The organism is Burkholderia sp. CpTa8-5, assembly GCF_017815045.1.
Taxonomy (GTDB): domain Bacteria; phylum Pseudomonadota; class Gammaproteobacteria; order Burkholderiales; family Burkholderiaceae; genus Burkholderia; species Burkholderia sola.
The window spans coordinates 71,981-89,531 of sequence record NZ_JAGIQD010000024.1 but is presented as its reverse complement, the minus strand read 5'-3'; the positions used below and the strand labels follow the sequence as shown (position 1 = coordinate 89,531).

Below are 17,551 nucleotides of genomic sequence, written 5' to 3'. Positions count from 1 at the left end.
ATGGGTCTGTGACGGCGCGGCCCGGTTGCGCCGTGATGATTTGGTATCTTCGACCGGATGCTGGGCGCCATTATCGATCAGACCCGAAACGATGGAAACAGCGGTGTGCCGGCGCGCAACGCCCGCCGGTGACCGGCCGGTCGGGCGGGCATCGGGCGGATGGCGGGCCGCCGATGTCCGGCCTCCGCACGCGGCCGCGCCGCGTTCGCTAGAATGCGCGGCTCGGCAGGATCGAATCGAAACGAAAGGAAACCGCTTGAAACTCCCGTTCGAATGGCAGATCGGGCTGCGCTACGCGCGCGGCGGCCGGCGCTCGGCCGGCGACGGCTTCGTGTCGTTCATCGCCGGCGCCGCGATGGCCGGCATCGCGCTCGGCGTGGCCGCGCTGATCGTCGTGCTGTCGGTGATGAACGGCTTTCGCACCGAGGTGCGCGACCGGATGCTGTCGGTGCTCGCGCATGTGGAAATCTTCTCGCCGTCCGGCGCGATGCCCGACTGGCGGCTCACCGCGCACGAATCGTTACAGAATGCTGCGGTGCGCGCGGTCGCGCCCTATGTCGACGCGCAGGCGCTGCTGACGAACGCGGGCAACGTGACCGGCGTCGCGCTGCGCGGCATCGATCCCGTGCTCGAGCCGCGCGTGTCCGAGATCGCGCGCAAGCTGAAGACGGGCCGCCTCGACGCGCTCGTACCGGGCGAGATGGGCATCGTGCTCGGCGCGGCGCTCGCCGACGCGCTGCACGTGAAGATCGGCGACCGCATCACGTTCTTCGCGCCCGGCAACACCGCGCGCCTGGGCGACGCGCTGCCGCGGTTCCGCCAGTTCAACGTGGTCGGCACGTTCGAGTCCGGGCACTACCAATACGACAGCGCACTCGCGTACATCCACATCCGCGACGCGCAGCAACTGGCCAACGTGCGCGCGCCGACCGGCATCCGGCTGCGCGTCGACGATCTGCAGCGCGCGCCGGAGATCGCGCTGGCGCTGTCGCGCACGCTGTCGGGCAACCTGTATATCCGCGACTGGACGCGGCAGAACCGCACGTGGTTCGAAGCCGAGCGGCTGCAGAAGCGGATGCTGTCGCTGATCCTGATGCTGATCGTCGCGGTCGCCGCGTTCAACCTCGTGTCGTCGCTCGTGATGACGGTCACGCAGAAGCAGGGCGACATCGCGATCCTGCGCACGCTCGGCGCGCCGCCCCGCGCGATCATGAAGATCTTCGCGATCCAGGGAATGACGATCGGCCTCGCCGGCACGCTGGCGGGCGTCGCGCTCGGCTGCGCGATCGCGGTGAGCATCCCGGTGGTGCTGCCGGCGGTCGAACAGTTGCTCGGCATCCGCTTCCTGACGCCGTCCGTGTATTTCCTCAGCGCGCTGCCGTCGAAGCTGTCGGCGCTCGACGTGATCGAGATTGCGTCGGCCGCGTTCCTGATGTCGTGCGTCGCGACGCTGTACCCGAGCTGGCGCGCCGCGCGGGTGCGGCCGGCCGAGGCGCTGCGCGACGAGTAGAGGCCATTGGCGCGGCGTTACGCGGTCTCGTGGAAACCGACGCTGCTGCCGCCGTCGGGCGTGTAGCCGGCGAGCACGTCGAAGCCGACGTTGACGAGTTCCATACGCATGCCGTAGGACGTGTTGCCGGATGCGTCGACGAAAATCGCCGCCCCCGACGACAACTGGCGCGCGGTGCTCAGCAGCGCGAGCGTGCCGCGCGCCGTGCCGGCCGACGGCTCGATCGTCAGCGTCGTGCCGTCCTGCGTGGTGAAGTGCCCGCCGGGCGGCACGGGCGGCGGGTTGTCCGCGACCGACCGGTTGAGCAGGCTCATGAAGTGAAAGCGTGCGTCGGCGCCCTGGCTCGCCGCCGCGCGATCGCTGTCCGTGAACGCGTCGCCGCGCACGGCCGCGCCTTGCGCGGCGATATCGACGGCCTGCTCGTGAAAATCGCGCGTCGCGAGCACGAGGCCGGCGTTCGAATTCAGCGTCGACTCGATCCACGCGCGATCGCTGTCCGTCATCGTCTTCGACACGACCTTGATCCGGCCGTCGTCGGTCATGAAGTCGAACGGCGCATCGGCCAAGTCCGGCCGCTTCGCGACGATGTCCTGCAGGCTCGTCGCGAGCATATCGGTCACGCCGCGCAGCTTCATCGTCAAATCGCCCACCATCGACAACTGTTTCGTCATCGCCGCCTGCAGCGCGTCCGGATCGATTGCCCGGACGCTGATCGGCGTGTCTTGCTGCGCGCCGGACGCCGTCGTGTCCGGTGTCTCGCGCCCGGCGAGCGCCGCCTGCGCCATTTGCGCCATTTGCGCCATTTGCGCGAGCGTAAGGCCGCCCGCCGCCGTAACCGGTATCGTCATTGCCCTCTTTCTCTCTCGTTTTCAGCCTGTTTTTCCCTGTTTACGGACGGATTGCCGGGAAGTTAAGCGCGCATGCCGCACCCTCACCGAAACTTTGTTTGATTCAAGCTAAAAAAGTTTGACACGGACATTTCACTGAGATAACTTTTGCGCAAGCTTCCGGAAAGCAATCCGGCCAGCGTGCCGATTCGCGTCGCGCTTTCCTGCCGTTGCAGCACCGTCGTTCGCAACACTCCCGCCTCATCGCATCGTGCCGTTCCGTTTCATCCGAAACCTGAAGGAAGCCAGGGCATGCCCGCATTTGATTCGCACTCCTGTATTCGTAGCGAACCGCCGCACTGACGATTCCCGTTCGGGGCGATGCGCTCGCCTCGACGCCGGCCGGATGCGCGCCGCCCGACGCACGCCGGCACCGGGCGAGATCCTTATCCATCTCGTCCGCCGTTTTTGATGGTGCAGTTCCGCTTCATCCGACGCAGCACCCGGCCAGGCCGCAGGGGGCGTATCGCGAGCCGGCCGGTTCCAGACAAACACAAGAGACGAGGTCGATTCCATGAACATTCATCGAACCGGAGTACGGCGCGCATGGCTGCCCGCGCTCGTGGCGGCCGCGACGCTCGCCGCGTGCGGCGGCGACGACGGCGGCAGCGTGGCGGGCGTGTCAGCGCTCGCGCAGGGCCAACAGGCGGGGGCCGCCGCCGCGGCCGATCAGTCCAATACGCAATCGCTCGCGTCGCGCTTTTCGCCGTCCGGCGTGCCTTACGCGAATCCGGCGAGCGGCGGCCGCTACAAGCCGGTGATCAGCAACGGCCAGGTGCAGCCGTCGCTGTCCGGCGGCACGATCGAAGAGAACGCGTGGGTCGACACGCCGGTCGATTCCGACGGCGACGGCACGCGCGACCGCATCCACGTGCGCATCGTGCGGCCGTCCGAAACGGCGAACGGCGCGCGCACGCCCGTCATCGTGCTCGCGAGCCCGTATTACGCGGGGCTCGCCGACAGCCCGAACCACGACGTCGACGTCGAACTCGACGGCACGCCGCATCCGGCCTCGACCGCCGGCGCCGCGGCATCGGCATCCACGCGCATCCTCGCCGCCGCACCGCAAACCCGGATGCTGCAGCAGCTCGAGGCGGCCGCCGCCGGCCGTTCATGGATCGAGAGCTACTTCGTGCCGCGCGGCTTCACGATCGTCTATGCGGATTCGCTCGGCACCGCCGGCTCGGATGGCTGCCCGACGATCCTGACGCGCGACGAATCGGTCGCGATGGCGTCGGTGATCCGCTGGCTCGGCCGCGACGCGACCGCGAAGGACGCGAACGGCAAGACGGTCGTCGCGAACTGGTCGACCGGCCACGTCGGCATGTACGGCGTGTCGTACGACGGCACGCTGCCGAAGATGGTCGCGAGCCTGCGCACGCGCGGGCTCGACGCGATCGTGCCGATCGCGGGGCTGTCGAACATGTACGGCTACTACCGCTCGGGCGGCCTCGTGCGCGCGCCGGAAGGCTATCAGGGCGAGGATGTCGACGTGTACATCAAGGCGCTGCTGACGAACGCGCATCCGGAGCGTTGCACGCACCTGATCGACGAAGCGCTGCAGCAGGAAGACCGCAAGACCGGCGACTATTCGCCGTTCTGGGCCGCGCGCGACATTCCGACCGCGTTCGCGGTCGCGCCGGCGCTCGTCGCGCAGGGGCTCACCGACGACAACGTGCGCGTCGACCAGTCGACGTCGTGGTATCTGGCGATGCGACGTCAGGGCGTGCCGACCCAGCTGTGGCTGCATCGCCTGAAGCACACCGATCCGACCCGCGTGCCGGCGATGGCCGACGCGTGGACGGCGGAGGTGAACCGGTGGTTCACGCGCTACCTGATCGGCTATGACAACGGCGTCGAGCAGGATCCGCGCGCGGTGGTCGCGCAGGCGGACGGCACGCTGCTGAAGGAAGCCGACTGGGCCGCGCGCCACGCGACGCCGGTCACGTACTTCGCCGGCGGCGACGGCGCGAGCACCGGCACGCTGCTGCGACTGCCGAGCGGCGGCCCGCTCGCGCGCTTCACCGACGATGCGCGCATTCCCGCGCTCACGCTGGCGAACACGCCGACCGGCGAAAACCGCAGCCGCTTCGAGACCGCACCGCTGACGGCCGCGGCACGCCTGTCCGGCACCGCGACCGCGCGCGTCAGGCTGACCTTCACGGGCGTCGCGAACGTGACGGCGCTACTGGTCGACCGTGCGCCGGACGGCACGGCGACGATCGTCACGCGCGCATGGACCGACCCGCGCAACCGGCTGTCCGAGTGGGTGTCGCAACCGGTGCTGCCCGGCATGCCGTACGACCTGAAGCTGACGTTCATGCCGCGCGACTACCAGTTGGAAGCAGGCCACCGGCTGGGACTCGTCGTCCTCTCCAGCGACTATGAAGCGACGTTGCGGCCGACGCCGGGCACCGGGCTGGCGCTCGATCCGGCCGGCACGTCGGTGACGGTGCCGCTGGCGTCGCCGTCGACGGGCGCGTAATCGTGCACCGTCTGCCGGCGTAACGGCGCCGCGTCCCCCGCCCGCATGCCCGTCGATGCGGGCGGGGGATCGCTAGATGAAAGGAGTGTCAGGCCGATCGTCGCGAAATCGTGCTGAGCGGCGAACACAATCCGTTCGGCTGGATCGACGTCGATGCCGACAAGCCGGCGAATCGGCCGGATTTCTACCGGGAATGCTGCAAACAGGCGGACTGATTCAACGCCGCCGCCTGTTCCTCACACCGGCGTCAACACCGGCTGCCCCGCGAAGTGCCGCGCCGCGTTGTCGAGAAACTGCCGCACCGAACGATCGAGCGCCTCGGGCGACCAGCCGCCCATGTGCGGCGTCAGCACGACGCTGTCGAGATCCGACAGCGCGCGCGGCGGCTCGGGTTCGCCTTCGTACACGTCGAGCCCCGCGCCCGCGATGCGCCGCTCGCGCAGCGCGTCCGCCAAAGCAGCGGTATCGACAACGCTGCCGCGCGACACGTTGACGAGAAAACCGCCGGGGCCGAGTGCGTCGAGCACGGTCCGATCGATCAGATGCCGCGTGAGCGCGCCGCCCGGCGTCGCGACGATCAGGAAATCGGCCCACTGCGCGAGCGCGTCGACCCGGTCGAAATAGCGGTACGGCACGGGCTTCTCCGACCGGTTGTGATAACCGATCTCGATGTCGAAGCCGACCGCGCGACGCGCGCATTTCTCGCCGATCTTGCCGAGCCCGACGATGCCGAGCTTCTTGCCCGACACGTTCGGCGGCATCGACAGCCCGTCGCGCCACACGCCCGCGCGGGTCTTCGCATCGAGCTGCACGACGTTGCGCACCGCCGCGAGCAGCAGCGCGAACGCGTGATCGGCGACGCAATCGTCGTTGGTGCCGGCGCCCGTGACTACGACAATGCCGCGCGCCTTCGCGTGCGCGACGTCGATGTGCTCGTAGCCCGCGCCGAGCGCGCTGACGAACGTGAGCTGCGGCAGCCGGTCGATCTCGGCGGCGGTCAGCCCCGTGCTGCCGTTGGTCAGCACCGCGCGAATCGTGCTGCCGTGTTCGGCGATCGCGCGTTCGCGCGCGTCGGGGGTCGGGGCATAACGCACGTCGAACGACGCGACGATCTCGCGATGCGCGTCGCCGCGCAATGCGATGAGGACCAGCAGCTCGGGCTTCATGTCGGCAAGTGTCCGCAGGCGGGAGTGAATTCCAGTGTAACAAGCCCGTACGGCGGTTGCGGGTTATCCTCACATCGGCTGTGGACACGCCGCCGCACGCGGTTTGCCAAAGCCCGCTCAGTCAAGTAACTTTCGGCGTACGCCCCCTCCTGGAGATTGGCCCCGATGAAGCTCGCCCTGCCCGCCCGGATCCTGGGCCTCGCGTTCGCCGCCGCGATCGTGGCGCCTGGCGCGCACGCCGACACGCCCGTCGTGGTGTCGTCGAAGATCGACACCGAAGGCAACCTGCTCGGCAACCTCATTTCGCAGGTGCTGAAGGCCCACGGCATTCCCGTCACCGAAAAGATCGCGCTCGGCACGACGCCGATCGTGCGCAAGGCGCTCACGAGCGGCGAGATCGACGTCTACCCCGAATACACGGGCAACGCCGCGTTCTTCTTCAACAAGGCCGACGATCCGGTGTGGAAGAACGCGAGCCAAGGCTACGACACCGCGAAGCAACTCGACTACGCGGCGAACCATCTCGTGTGGCTCGCACCGGCGCCCGCGAACAACACGTGGGGCGTCGCGCTGCTCGCGCCCGTCGCGCAGTCGCAGCACCTGAAGACCTTCTCCGACTTCGGCAAGTGGGTGGCCAGCGGCGGCAAGGTGAAGCTCGCGGCCTCGGCCGAATTCGTGAACAGCGCGTCCGCGCTGCCGTCGTTCGAGAAAGCGTACGGCTTCAAGCTGAAGCCCGAGCAGCTCGTCGTGCTGTCCGGCGGCGACACGGCCGCGACGATCAAGGCCGCCGCGAACCAGACCGACGGCGTGAACGCGGCGATGGTCTACGGCACCGACGGCGGCATCGCGTCGAGCGGCCTCGCGGTGCTCGACGACGACAAGCACGTGCAGCCCGTCTACGCGCCGGCGCCGGTGATCCGCGAAGCCGCGCTGAAAGCGCATCCGCAGATCGCCGACTTGCTGAAGCCCGTGTTCGCGAGCCTCGACCTGAAAACGCTGCAATCGCTGAACGCCCGCATCCAGCTCAACGGCGAGCCGGCGGCCGGCGTCGCGAAAAGCTACCTGAAAGCGAAGGGTTTCGTGAAATGACGGCGCGCGCGGCAGCGTCCGCGCGGCGCGTCACGCTCGACAAGATCGGCATCCTGATCGGCATGCTGACGATCGTCGCGGTGTTCGGGCTGTCGTTCGCGGTGCTGCGGCCGAACCGGATCGCGGCCGGCACCGGGCTGTCGGTGTTCGCCGCGTTGCCGCCGATGCAGGGCGCCGTGCTCGCCGCGCTGTGGACCGTCGGCGCGCTGTGGGTGATGACGGCGAGCCGTCCCGCGTGGCGGCTCGCGGCCGGCTGTACGGGGCTCGCGACGCTCGCGTATGCGGTCGGCGCGGCCGCGGCGCATGTCGTCGCACCCGACGACATGCTGGCCCGCGTGTCGCCCGACGCCGGCGTCTGGCTGCTGCTGTTCGCATGGGCCGTGCTGATCGCCGACGCGCTCGCGCGCCTCGCGTTCGGCCCGTGGCGGCGCCTCGCCGCGCTCGCCGTCGCGATAGCAGCGGTTTCGGTGCCGCTTGCGAGCGGCGGGTGGGACGGCCTCTCCGTGATGCGCGAATACGCGGTGCGCAGCGACGATTTCTGGCGCGAAGCGATCCGTCACGTGTCGCTCGCGGGCGGCTCGGTCGCCGCCGCGCTCGTCGCGGGCGTGCCGTTCGGCATCGCCTGCGCGCGCATCGCGACGGTGCGCACCGTCGCGATGCCCGCGCTCAATATCGTGCAGACGATCCCCAGCATCGCGATGTACGGGCTGATGATGGCGCCGCTCGGCCTGCTCGCCGCGCACGTGCCGCTCGCGGCCGCGCTCGGCATCCGCGGCATCGGGGTCGCGCCGGCCGTGCTTGCGCTGTTCCTCTACTCGCTGCTGCCGATCGCATCGAGCGTCGTGGTCGGGCTCGAACAGGTGCCGCCGCACGTGACCGAAGCCGCGCGCGCGATGGGCATGACGCGTGCGCAGCGGCTGCTGCGCGTCGATCTCGTGCTCGCGCTGCCGGTGATCCTGAGCGGCGTGCGCATCGTGCTCGTGCAGAACATCGGGCTGACCGCGGTGGCCGCGCTGATCGGCGGCGGCGGGTTCGGCACCTTCATCTTCCAGGGGATCGGGCAATCGGCCGCCGATCTCGTGCTGCTCGGCGCGATCCCGACGATCGCGCTCGCACTGGCGGCCGCGGTCGTGTTCGAAGCCGCGACGTCGCTCGCGAAGGGGCGTGCAGGATGATCGAGATCGAACGAGTCGGCAAACGCTTCGGCGACGCGGTCGCCGTCGACGACGTATCGCTGACGATGCAACGCGGCACGATCACCGCGCTCGTCGGCGCATCGGGCAGCGGCAAGTCGACGCTCTTGCGCATGATCAACCGGCTGATCGCGCCGACCAGCGGCACGATTCGCATCGACGGCGTCGATACGGCGACCGTCGCACCCGAGCAACTACGCCGCGGCATCGGCTATGCGATCCAGGGGCACGGGCTGTTTCCGCACTGGAGCGTCGCGCGCAACATCGCGACCGTGCCGCGCCTGCTCGGCTGGCCGGCGGAGCGCATCGACGCCCGCGTGAACGAACTGCTCGACCTGTTCCATCTCGCGCCGGCCGAATTCGCGGGCAAGCTCCCGCACGAACTGTCGGGCGGCCAGCAGCAGCGCGTCGGCGTTGCGCGCGCCCTTGCGGCCGAGCCTGCGATGCTGCTGATGGACGAACCATTCGGCGCGCTCGATCCGATCATCCGCAACAAGGCGCAGGACGATCTGTTCGCGCTGCAGCGCCGCCTCGGCATCACGGTCGTGATCGTCACGCACGATATCGAGGAAGCGCTGAAGCTCGGCGACACGATCGCGGTGATGGACGGCGGCCGGCTGCTGCAGGTCGCGTCGCCGGCCGAGATTCTCGGCAAGCCGGCGGCGGGTGTCGTCGAACAGCTCGTCGCGGGCGTCGATCGGCCGCTGCGCCTGCTCGCGCTCACGCCGATCGACGCCGTGGCCGAAGCCGGCCACGCCGACGGCGAACCGATCGCGGCGACGCGCACGCTGCGCGATGCGGTGTCCGAATTGTTGTGGCGCGGCGTCGATGCGCTGCCCGTCGACGATACGGCCGACGGCTACCGCCACGCACACGGCCCCCGCCGCATCACGCTCGACGCGATCCGTTCACACGCGAGGCAGCCCGCATGACGACGCGCGGCAGCATGGGCCCCAAGCGGTCGTCGCTTCCCGCGTACGTCGCCCGCGCGGCCGCGCTCGCGCTGCTGCTCGTGCTGCTGTTGCGCCCCGTGTGGCTGCAGGGTCTGTTCGCGCCGTTCGCGGACAACGGCGCGCCGGTGATCTACGATCGCGCGAGCCTGCTCGATCTCACGCTCGCGCATCTCGGCACGGTCGCGCTGTCGAGCCTGATCGGCACGATCGTCGCGGTCGCGGCCGGCATCGCGGTCACGCGGCCGTTCGGTGCGGATTTCCTGCCGGTCGCGCGCAGCGTCGTCGATATCGGCCAGACCTTCCCGCCGGTCGCCGTGCTCGCGCTGGCCGTGCCGGCAGTCGGCTTCGGCCTGAAACCCGTGCTGATCGCGCTCGTTTTGTACGGGCTCCTGCCGGTTTTCGAAAGCACGATCGCGGGGATCGAGGACGTGCCGCGCGACGTCGTCGACGCCGCGCGCGGGATGGGGATGAGCGGCTGGCAGCAGCTGGTGTCCGTCGAGCTGCCGCTCGCGTTCCCGGTGATCGTCAACGGCATCCGCCTCGCGGTCGTGATCAATCTCGGCACCGCGACGATCGGCTCGACGGTCGCCGCGCGCGGGCTCGGCGACGTGATCATCGCGGGCCTGCAGACGTCGAACACCGCGTTCGTGCTGCAAGGCGGCGTGATCGTCGGCTTGCTCGCGGTGCTCGTCAGCGATGCGATCGGCGCGATCGCGCGGGTGGCGAGCGCGCGGCGCGCGTAGCAGCCGTCGCAAAATTTTTCGAAGGAGAAACCATGGCTGCCCTGGACACCGGCCCGTTTTTTCATGGCACGAAAGCGGATCTGCGGACCGGCGACTTGCTGACGGCAGGCTTCAGATCGAATTATCGGGATGACGTCGTGATGAATCACATTTATTTCACGGCCCTGCCCAAAGGCGCCGGCCTGGCTGCGGACATGGCCAAAGGCAATGGCCGGCCGCGGGTCTACATCGTCGAACCCACCGGCGAATTCGAAAACGACCCGAACGTCACGGACAAGAAATTCCCGGGCAATCCGACGCGATCGTATCGAAGCACATCGCCTTTGAAGATCGTTGGCGAACTCGATAGCTGGGAACCGTACGATCCGGCGTTCATCCAGCAGCTCAGAATCCGCATCGAAACCGGCATCGGCGAGATCATCAACTAGCGCGCGTCCGGACTCCGATGCGTGTCCGCGCAACGATCGGCACGTCGATGATCGCGAACGCGACAAGCCTACACGTCGCTTTCATTCGAGCCGGCGCTCGACCACGCGCCGCGATTGGTCGATATACTATGCGCCTCCCATTTCCCCGCACTCGACCATGCGACGACGGTTCTTCTGGCTGATCGTGCTTTCGCTCGGCATTGCGCAACAGGCCGCGGCGCAGCAGGCGCCCGCTTTGCCTGCTTCCGCGCCCGACGCACTGGCATCGGCGCCGACTGCCGCGTCCGCGCCGCTCGCGAGCACCAACGATCAGCCTAACGAAGCAAACCGCCGCATCACGTCCTACCTGACGAAGAAATTCGGCGTCGCAAGAGAAAAGGCCGCGAAGCTCGCCGATATCGTGAGCGTCACTGCGACGAAATATTCGCTGCCGCCGGCACTCGTTTACGCGATTATTTCGATCGAATCGCGCTTCCAGGAAAAGGCGCGCGGCCAGCATGGCGCGACCGGATTGATGCAGGTCGTGCCGTCCGCGCACCGCGGCATGCTGCGCGACGTGAAGGACCTGACCGAGCCGAATGCGAACGTCGAGGTCGGCTCGCGCATTCTGTCGGGCTATGTGAAAGCGGCCGGCGGCAACGTGCAGGCCGGGTTGAGGAGCTACAGCGGCGGATCCAGTGCGTATGCGGCGAAAGTGATGCAGCGGGTCGATTCGTTCCGGTTCGTGCTCGAACCCGATGATGATGCGAAAAGTGCGAATACCGCGAACGATGCGAACAACGCGAAGGCGCACATGGTGCCGGTCAGCGATCCGTCAGCGGCGCCGGCCGCGAACCGCAACGCGAAGTAAGCAATGGGCACCCCCGTTCGCACGGCCCCGGCCCGACGCCGCGCGGTCCGGCTGTTCGCCATTGTCGCGCTGTCGGCCGGCCCTGTATCGGCTTTCGCTGTCGTCGACTGCGAACAGGCAGGGCCGACGATGGAAGCCGTGCGGCGCTGCGTGCTCGATCAGCAGCAGCAGCAAGTGGACAGCGCGTACCGGTCGCTCGCTCGCAAGCTGCGCCAACGCAACCCCGACGCAGCCGCCCGACTCGCGAAATCGCAGACGAGTTGGGCCGCCTTTGCCGGCGATACTTGTGACTACGTGAAGACCGCCAATCCGCAGCAGACGATTCCGAGTGACGCCTGGCTCAACTGTTGGGTGGATTTCAGTCAGGCACGCGTGCGCATCCTGAAGAAGTGGGAAGCGCAACTGACGCAGCCGAACTGACCGCCGGCCGTGCCATATCGCCAATTGTTCCGATATTTCAGGAACAAAAACGCCAAAGGCCAGCGGTAGCCCATTCTTCTCATATTTCAGGAACTGTAAACGAGTACGGCGGCGCATTCGCGCCGCCGCCCCATGGCGTCACCGGATCACCTCCCTCGTGCCTTGATCCGGCCCCCTCTGATCAAAGCTGCCCCGCCGCCCCCGTCCACCGCAGGTAATCCCCGCGCGTCCAGTCCAGCGACACACCCACGCGCTTCGTCCCCGGCCGGATCTTCGGCTTGTACACCGACAGCGTCAGCGACTCCAGCGCCGGCCATTCGCGAAACGACAGCACCGCGATATCCGCAACGAGCGTCTCCAGCAACCGCGTATGCGGCTTGTGCGACAGAAACGACGCGACGCGCGCGCAGTAGCCGTCGTAATCGATCCACTCGCCCTGCTCGCTCGGCTCGCAGCGATACCCGAGCCGCGCATCGATCACGATCGGCTGCGGCGCCTCGTGTTCGTGCGCATGGATGCCGATCCGCGCGGGCACCTTCAGTTCGTCGACGAACACGCTCCAGCCGCGCCCGCGCAGGCGCGGCGCGTCGATCGCCACGAACGGTTCGTCGAACGGCTTCATGATGCGAGCGGCGCCGCGGCGTCGAGCATGATGCGCACGAAATAGTCGGCGAAGCTGCGGCGCAGGACGATCTCGAACGTGTCGTCGCCGGTCGGGATCAGCGTGATCGGCGACTTGAAGTAGTGCGACTGCGCGCACTGGCCCGGCTTGAACACGCGCGGATGCAGATCGAGCGGACAGCCGCGCGCGATCACGTCGCGCACGCGTTCGCCGGTGATCTCGACGACCGTGTAGCCGCTGCCGACGTCGACGGCCGCCGCGTACAAGCCCTGCACGGCCTCGGCCAGCTTCGCCTCGAGCACGCCGGCCTGCACCGGCCCGTTCGACCGCACGAGCCATTCGTCGGGGCCGAGCCACAGCACGTCGTACTCGGCGCCGCGCGCCACCGTGTTCGGCTCCGCGGGCGGCCGGCAGCCGACCACGCGCTCGAACGCGGCGACGAATGCCGGATCGCCCAACTCGCCGCGCACGTTGACGAGATCGAGGAACGGCCGCTCGCGCAGCGTGAACTTCTTCGAAGCGCGCGCCTGGTGCGGCTTCAGCACGTCGGCCGCGCCGACGAACGGCGATTCAAGCGTCACGCCGCCCGCGCCCGCCACCTGCGTCTGGTTTCTCGTTTCATTCCACATGCTGACGCACCCCTTCGGTATCGTAGAAAACCGGGCTCGAGATCTTCGCGGTGATGCGCTTGCCGTTGGCCAGCGGAATCACGACGCTCTCGCCCATCTTGTTCAGGCCGCCCTTCACCACCGCGAGCGCGATCGAGCGCTTCAGGATCGGGCTGTAGTAGCTCGACGTCACGTGGCCGATCATCGGCGTCGCATCGGTGGCCGACACCTGCGTGTCCTTCGCGATGATCTGCGCGCCTTCCGGCAGCACGAACTGTTCGTCTTCGGTCAGCAGGCCGACGAACTGCTTGCGGCCTTCCTTCGCGGTATCCGAACGCGACAGCGAACGCTTGCCGAGGAAGTCCTTCGACTTCGCGACGACCCCGCCCATCCCGAGGTCGAACGGCGTGATCGAGCCGTCGGTATCCTGGCCGACGATGATGTAGCCCTTCTCCGCGCGCAGCACGTGCATCGTTTCGGTGCCGTACGGCGTGATGTCGAACTCGGCGCCGGCCGTCATCAGCGCTTCCCACACCGCGCGGCCCGCATTCGCCGGTACGTTCACTTCGTAGGCCAACTCGCCCGAGAAGCTGATCCGCATCACGCGCGCCTTCGCGCCGGCGACGGTGCCGTTGCGATAGCTCATGAACGGGAACGCTTCATTGCCGAAGTCGATGTCCTGGCACACCTTCTGCACGACCTTGCGGCTCTTCGGGCCGACCACCGCGAACGTCGCCCAGTGATCGGTGACGGACGCGAGCCGCACCTTCATGTCGGGCCATTCGGTCTGCAGCCAGCGCTCGAGCCACGTCAGCACGCGCGCCGCGCCGCCGGTGGTGGTGGTCATCATGAAATGCTGGTCGGCGAGGCGCACGGTCACGCCGTCGTCGAACACCATCCCGTTTTCGTCGAGCATCAGCCCGTAGCGGCACTTGCCCACTTCGAGCTTGTTCCACGGGTTCGTGTACATCCAGTTCAGCAGCTTCACCGCGTCCGGGCCCTGGATGTCGATCTTGCCGAGCGTCGACGCGTCGAGGATGCCGACGCTGTTGCGCACCGCGAGACATTCGCGCTTCACGGCCGCATGGAGATCCTCGCCGTTCTTCGGGAAATACCACGGCCGCTTCCAGTTGCCGACGTCCTCGAACATCGCGCCGTGCTCGACGTGCCATTCGTGCACGGCCGTCTTGCGGATCGGGTCGAGGAAATCGCCCGTCTCGCGGCCCGCGAACGTACCGAACGACACGGGCGTGTAGTTCGGGCGGAACGTCGTCGTACCCGTTTCCGGAATCGTCTTGCCGAGCGCGCCCGCGAGAATCGCCATCCCGTTGATGTTGCCGAGCTTGCCCTGGTCGGTGCCGAAGCCCATCGCCGTGTAGCGCTTCACGTGCTCGACCGACTCGAAGCCTTCGCGCGCGGCGAGCAGGATGTCGGCGGCTGCGACGTCGTTCTGGAAGTCGACGAACTGCTTCGGCCCGCGTGCGGCGGCCTCGCGGCTGCCGACGAGCCACAACGGCTGCAGCGCACCTTCGACGGTTTCCGCGACCTGCGGCGCGACGGGGCGCTGCGCGGCCGTGAAGCCCGCGGCCTTCGCCGCTTCGGCACCCGCGTCGACCGCGAGCCGCAGCGCACGGGCGAGACCGAACTCGCCCGCGGCCGCACCGATACTGGCCTCGGCCTGCACGGGCTTGCCCGGCAGGAAGCACGCCTTGTCGTCGTTCCAGCACGCCTTGCCGCCCGACTGCGCGAACAGGTGCAGCACCGGGCTGAAGCCGCCCGACATCGCGACGAGGTCGCACGGCAGCGACTGCATCTTGCCGCCGGTCTGGCCGTTCGAGTAGGACGCGACGTCGACCGACGATACGCGCCACTTGCCCGAAGCGGCCGTGACGACCGCACCGCTCATCACCGTCACGCCCTGCCGCTTGGCCGCCGCCGGCAATGCGCCGTTCGACGATGCGCGCGAATCGACGACCGTCACCTTCGCGCCGCACGCCTTCAGGTCGAGCGCGGTCTGGTATGCACGGTCGTTGTTCGTGAACACGACCACGTTGCGGCCCGGCAGCACGCCGAAGCGATGCACGTAGGTCGACACCGCGCCCGCCAGCATCACGCCCGGCAGGTCGTTGTTGCCGAACACGATCGGCCGCTCGTGCGCGCCGGTCGCGAGGATCACGCGCTTCGCACGGACCTTCCACAGCAGTTCGCGCGTGCCCTTGCGCATCGACACCGGCAGGTGATCGGTCAGGCGCTGCGTGACCGTCACGAGGTTGTGGTCCTGATAGCCGAACGCGGTGCTGCGCGACAGGATCGTCACGTCGGGCAGCTTGCGCAGCTCGGCCTCGATCTTCTCGACCCATTGCAGCGCGGGCTTCGCGTCGATCTCCGCACGGCACGACAGCAGGCTGCCGCCGAGTTCGCGCTGGTCGTCGACGAGGATCACGCGTGCGCCGGCCGTGGCGGCCGCATGCGCGGCGGCGAGGCCCGACGGGCCACCGCCGACCACGAGCACGTCGCAGTGCGCGTAGCACTTGTCGTAGCGATCGGCGTCGAGCACCTCGGGCGCCTTGCCGAGGCCGGCCGCTTCGCGGATCTTCTCTTCGTACTTCGGCCACATGTTGCGCGGCCACATGAAGGTCTTGTAGTAGAACCCGGCCGGCATGAAGCGCGAGAACTTCTGGTTGATCGCGTACTTGTCGTTCTCGAGCGTCGGCTCCGCGTTCACGCTCGTCGCGACGAGCCCCTGGTACAGCTCGATCTCGGTCGCGCGCGCGTTAGGCACGGTGTACGGGCCGGTTTCGAGCTGCACGACGGCATTCGGTTCCGCGACGTCCGCCGTCACGATTCCGCGCGGACGGTGGTACTTGAAGCTGCGCGCGACGAAGTGCACGCCGTTCGCGAGCAGCGCGGACGCGAGCGTGTCGCCCTGGAAGCCCTGATACGTGCGGCCGTTGAACGTGAACGTCAACGGAATCGCGCGATTGATGCGGCCACCGGTGCCGAGGCGGTCTTTCTGGCTCATTTGCTGGTGCCCTCTTCGTGTGCGTTGCCGGCAGCGGCGCTACCGAACTTTTCGTAGCCCTTGATATCGTAGGTGACCGTGTCGCGCGTCACCTTGAACCAGCGGCGGCAGCCCTGCGTATGCAGCCATTGCTCCTTGTGCAGCCCGCGCTTGTTCTCGCGCATGAACACGTATTCGCCCCATTCGCGGTCGGTCATGGTCTCGTTCGCCACCGGGCGCACGATGTCGGCTTCACCGCCGCACGTAAACTCGGATTCGGCGCGCGGCCCGCACCACGGACATTCGATCAGCAACATGTTTCTTTCTCCTCAGTGCGGTTAGTGCGCGACGGCGGCAGCGCCGTGCTCGTCGATCAGGTGGCCCGTGTAGAAGCGGTCGAGCGCGAACGGCGCGTTCAGCGGATGCGGTTCGTCGCGGGCGATCGTGTGAGCGAACACCCAGCCCGAGCCCGGCGTCGCCTTGAAGCCGCCGGTACCCCAGCCGCAGTTGAAATACAGGCCCTTCACGTCGGTCTTGGTGATGATCGGGCACGCGTCCGGCGACACGTCGACGATGCCGCCCCACTGGCGGTTCATCCGCACGCGCGAGAACACCGGGAACATCTCGACGATCGCCTGCAGCGTACTTTCGATGATGTGGAAGCTGCCGCGCTGGCCGAAGCCCGTGTACTGGTCGATACCGGCGCCGATCACGAGGTCGCCCTTGTCGGACTGGCTGATGTATGCGTGCACCGCGTTCGACATGATCACCGAGTTGACGACCGGCTTGATCGGCTCGGACACCAGCGCCTGCAGCGGATGGCTTTCGATCGGCAGACGCACGCCGGCCATGTCGGCGAGCGTCGTCGTGTTGCCGGCCGCGACCACCGCGACCTTCTTCGCCTTGATGAACCCCTTCACCGTATCGACGCCGACCACCGCGCCGCCTTCGCGGCGAATGCCCGTCACCTGGCAGTTCTGGATGATGTCGACGCCGGCGCGATCCGCGCCGCGCGCGAAGCCCCAGGCCACCGCGTCGTGGCGTGCGACGCCCGCGCGGCGCTGGATCGATGCGCCGAGCACCGGGTAGCGGCTGTTCAGGTTGATCGTCGGCTCGATTTCCTTGATCTGCGCGGGCGTCAGGAATTCGGCGTCGACGCCGTTCAGCCGGTTCGCGTTCACGCGGCGCTCGGTGTCGCGCACGTCCTGCAGCGTGTGCGCGAGGTTCATCACGCCGCGCTGGCTGAACATCACGTTGTAGTTGAGATCCTGCGACAGCCCTTCCCACAGCTTCATCGCCTTCTCGTACAGCGCGGCCGATTCGTCCCACAGATAGTTCGAGCGCACGATCGTCGTGTTGCGCGCGGTGTTGCCGCCGCCGATCCAGCCCTTCTCGAGGATCGCGACGTTCGTGATCCCGTGCTCCTTCGCGAGGTAGTACGCGGTCGCGAGGCCGTGGCCGCCGCCGCCGACGATCACGACGTCGTATTCCTTCTTCGGCTCCGGGCTCTTCCACTGCTTTTCCCAGTTCTCGTGATACGAGAGGCCGTTGCGGAACAGGCTGAATATCGAGTAGCGGCTCATGTTTGGATCCTTC

General features: G+C 68.0%; 16 protein-coding genes. 9 read left to right on the top strand and 7 right to left on the bottom strand.

The window, feature by feature from the left end:
* The first annotated feature begins 256 nt into the window (after window positions 1–256).
* A complete protein-coding gene (locus J8I35_RS27690; protein ID WP_176016360.1) occupies window positions 257–1,510 on the top strand; it encodes a lipoprotein-releasing ABC transporter permease subunit in 1,254 nt (417 codons plus the stop codon).
* 17 nt (window positions 1,511–1,527) lie between these two features.
* On the opposite strand, the gene J8I35_RS27685 is transcribed toward J8I35_RS27690, so the two are convergent.
* A complete protein-coding gene (locus J8I35_RS27685; protein WP_209927923.1) occupies window positions 1,528–2,358 on the bottom strand; it encodes a hypothetical protein in 831 nt (276 codons plus the stop codon).
* Between the two features lie 553 nt (window positions 2,359–2,911).
* Between J8I35_RS27685 and J8I35_RS27680 the strand changes: the two genes are divergently transcribed.
* Window positions 2,912–4,882, top strand: coding sequence for a Xaa-Pro dipeptidyl-peptidase (locus J8I35_RS27680; RefSeq protein WP_209927919.1), 1,971 nt, complete (start codon window positions 2,912–2,914; stop codon window positions 4,880–4,882).
* A gap of 236 nt (window positions 4,883–5,118) precedes the next feature.
* On the opposite strand, the gene J8I35_RS27675 is transcribed toward J8I35_RS27680, so the two are convergent.
* On the bottom strand, window positions 5,119–6,048 hold the full coding sequence (locus J8I35_RS27675) for a 2-hydroxyacid dehydrogenase (protein WP_209927911.1): 930 nt from the start codon (window positions 6,046–6,048) through the stop codon (window positions 5,119–5,121).
* Window positions 6,049–6,213: 165 nt separating this feature from the next.
* Here J8I35_RS27675 and J8I35_RS27670 point away from each other — a divergent pair, with 165 nt between their 5' ends.
* The 7 genes from J8I35_RS27670 (at window position 6,214) to J8I35_RS27640 (ending at window position 11,724) form a co-directional block, all read left to right on the top strand.
* Entirely contained in the window at window positions 6,214–7,137 is a 924-nt protein-coding gene (locus tag J8I35_RS27670; RefSeq protein ID WP_089489659.1) for an ABC transporter substrate-binding protein, read from the top strand.
* Window positions 7,134–8,312: an ABC transporter permease gene (locus J8I35_RS27665; protein WP_209927905.1), complete on the top strand. Its 1,179-nt coding sequence runs from the start codon at window positions 7,134–7,136 to the stop codon at window positions 8,310–8,312. Before J8I35_RS27670 ends, J8I35_RS27665 begins: the two co-directional genes overlap by 4 nt.
* Complete coding sequence (locus J8I35_RS27660) at window positions 8,309–9,262, top strand: ABC transporter ATP-binding protein (protein WP_124595462.1); 954 nt, start codon at window positions 8,309–8,311, stop codon at window positions 9,260–9,262. Before J8I35_RS27665 ends, J8I35_RS27660 begins: the two co-directional genes overlap by 4 nt.
* Entirely contained in the window at window positions 9,259–10,026 is a 768-nt protein-coding gene (locus tag J8I35_RS27655) for an ABC transporter permease (protein WP_050012241.1), read from the top strand. The genes J8I35_RS27660 and J8I35_RS27655 overlap by 4 nt, the downstream gene beginning before the upstream one ends.
* A 32-nt stretch (window positions 10,027–10,058) precedes the next feature.
* On the top strand, window positions 10,059–10,454 hold the full coding sequence (gene arr, locus J8I35_RS27650) for an NAD(+)--rifampin ADP-ribosyltransferase (RefSeq protein ID WP_209927898.1): 396 nt from the start codon (window positions 10,059–10,061) through the stop codon (window positions 10,452–10,454).
* Window positions 10,455–10,611: 157 nt separating this feature from the next.
* The gene (locus J8I35_RS27645; protein ID WP_209927892.1) at window positions 10,612–11,304 is read left to right on the top strand and encodes a lytic transglycosylase domain-containing protein; all 693 of its coding nucleotides are present in this window, start codon (window positions 10,612–10,614) and stop codon (window positions 11,302–11,304) included.
* Between the two features lie 3 nt (window positions 11,305–11,307).
* Window positions 11,308–11,724, top strand: coding sequence for a lysozyme inhibitor LprI family protein (locus J8I35_RS27640; protein WP_124638478.1), 417 nt, complete (start codon window positions 11,308–11,310; stop codon window positions 11,722–11,724).
* 181 nt (window positions 11,725–11,905) lie between these two features.
* Here J8I35_RS27640 and J8I35_RS27635 read toward each other — a convergent pair whose 3' ends face one another.
* From J8I35_RS27635 to J8I35_RS27615, 5 genes are read right to left on the bottom strand one after another with little or no spacing between them, the layout of a single operon-like run.
* The gene (locus J8I35_RS27635) at window positions 11,906–12,346 is read right to left on the bottom strand and encodes a dihydroneopterin aldolase (RefSeq protein WP_034186032.1); all 441 of its coding nucleotides are present in this window, start codon (window positions 12,344–12,346) and stop codon (window positions 11,906–11,908) included.
* Window positions 12,343–12,975 carry a sarcosine oxidase subunit gamma gene (locus tag J8I35_RS27630; RefSeq protein WP_050012237.1) on the bottom strand — a complete coding sequence of 211 codons (633 nt, stop codon included), beginning with the start codon at window positions 12,973–12,975 and terminating at the stop codon, window positions 12,343–12,345. The genes J8I35_RS27635 and J8I35_RS27630 overlap by 4 nt, the downstream gene beginning before the upstream one ends.
* The gene (locus tag J8I35_RS27625; protein WP_209927888.1) at window positions 12,965–15,976 is read right to left on the bottom strand and encodes a sarcosine oxidase subunit alpha family protein; all 3,012 of its coding nucleotides are present in this window, start codon (window positions 15,974–15,976) and stop codon (window positions 12,965–12,967) included. Before J8I35_RS27625 ends, J8I35_RS27630 begins: the two co-directional genes overlap by 11 nt.
* Window positions 15,973–16,272 carry a sarcosine oxidase subunit delta gene (locus J8I35_RS27620; RefSeq protein ID WP_124654753.1) on the bottom strand — a complete coding sequence of 100 codons (300 nt, stop codon included), beginning with the start codon at window positions 16,270–16,272 and terminating at the stop codon, window positions 15,973–15,975. The genes J8I35_RS27625 and J8I35_RS27620 overlap by 4 nt, the downstream gene beginning before the upstream one ends.
* 21 nt (window positions 16,273–16,293) lie before the next feature.
* Window positions 16,294–17,538: a sarcosine oxidase subunit beta family protein gene (locus J8I35_RS27615; RefSeq protein WP_006480591.1), complete on the bottom strand. Its 1,245-nt coding sequence runs from the start codon at window positions 17,536–17,538 to the stop codon at window positions 16,294–16,296.
* Window positions 17,539–17,551 lie beyond the last annotated feature (13 nt).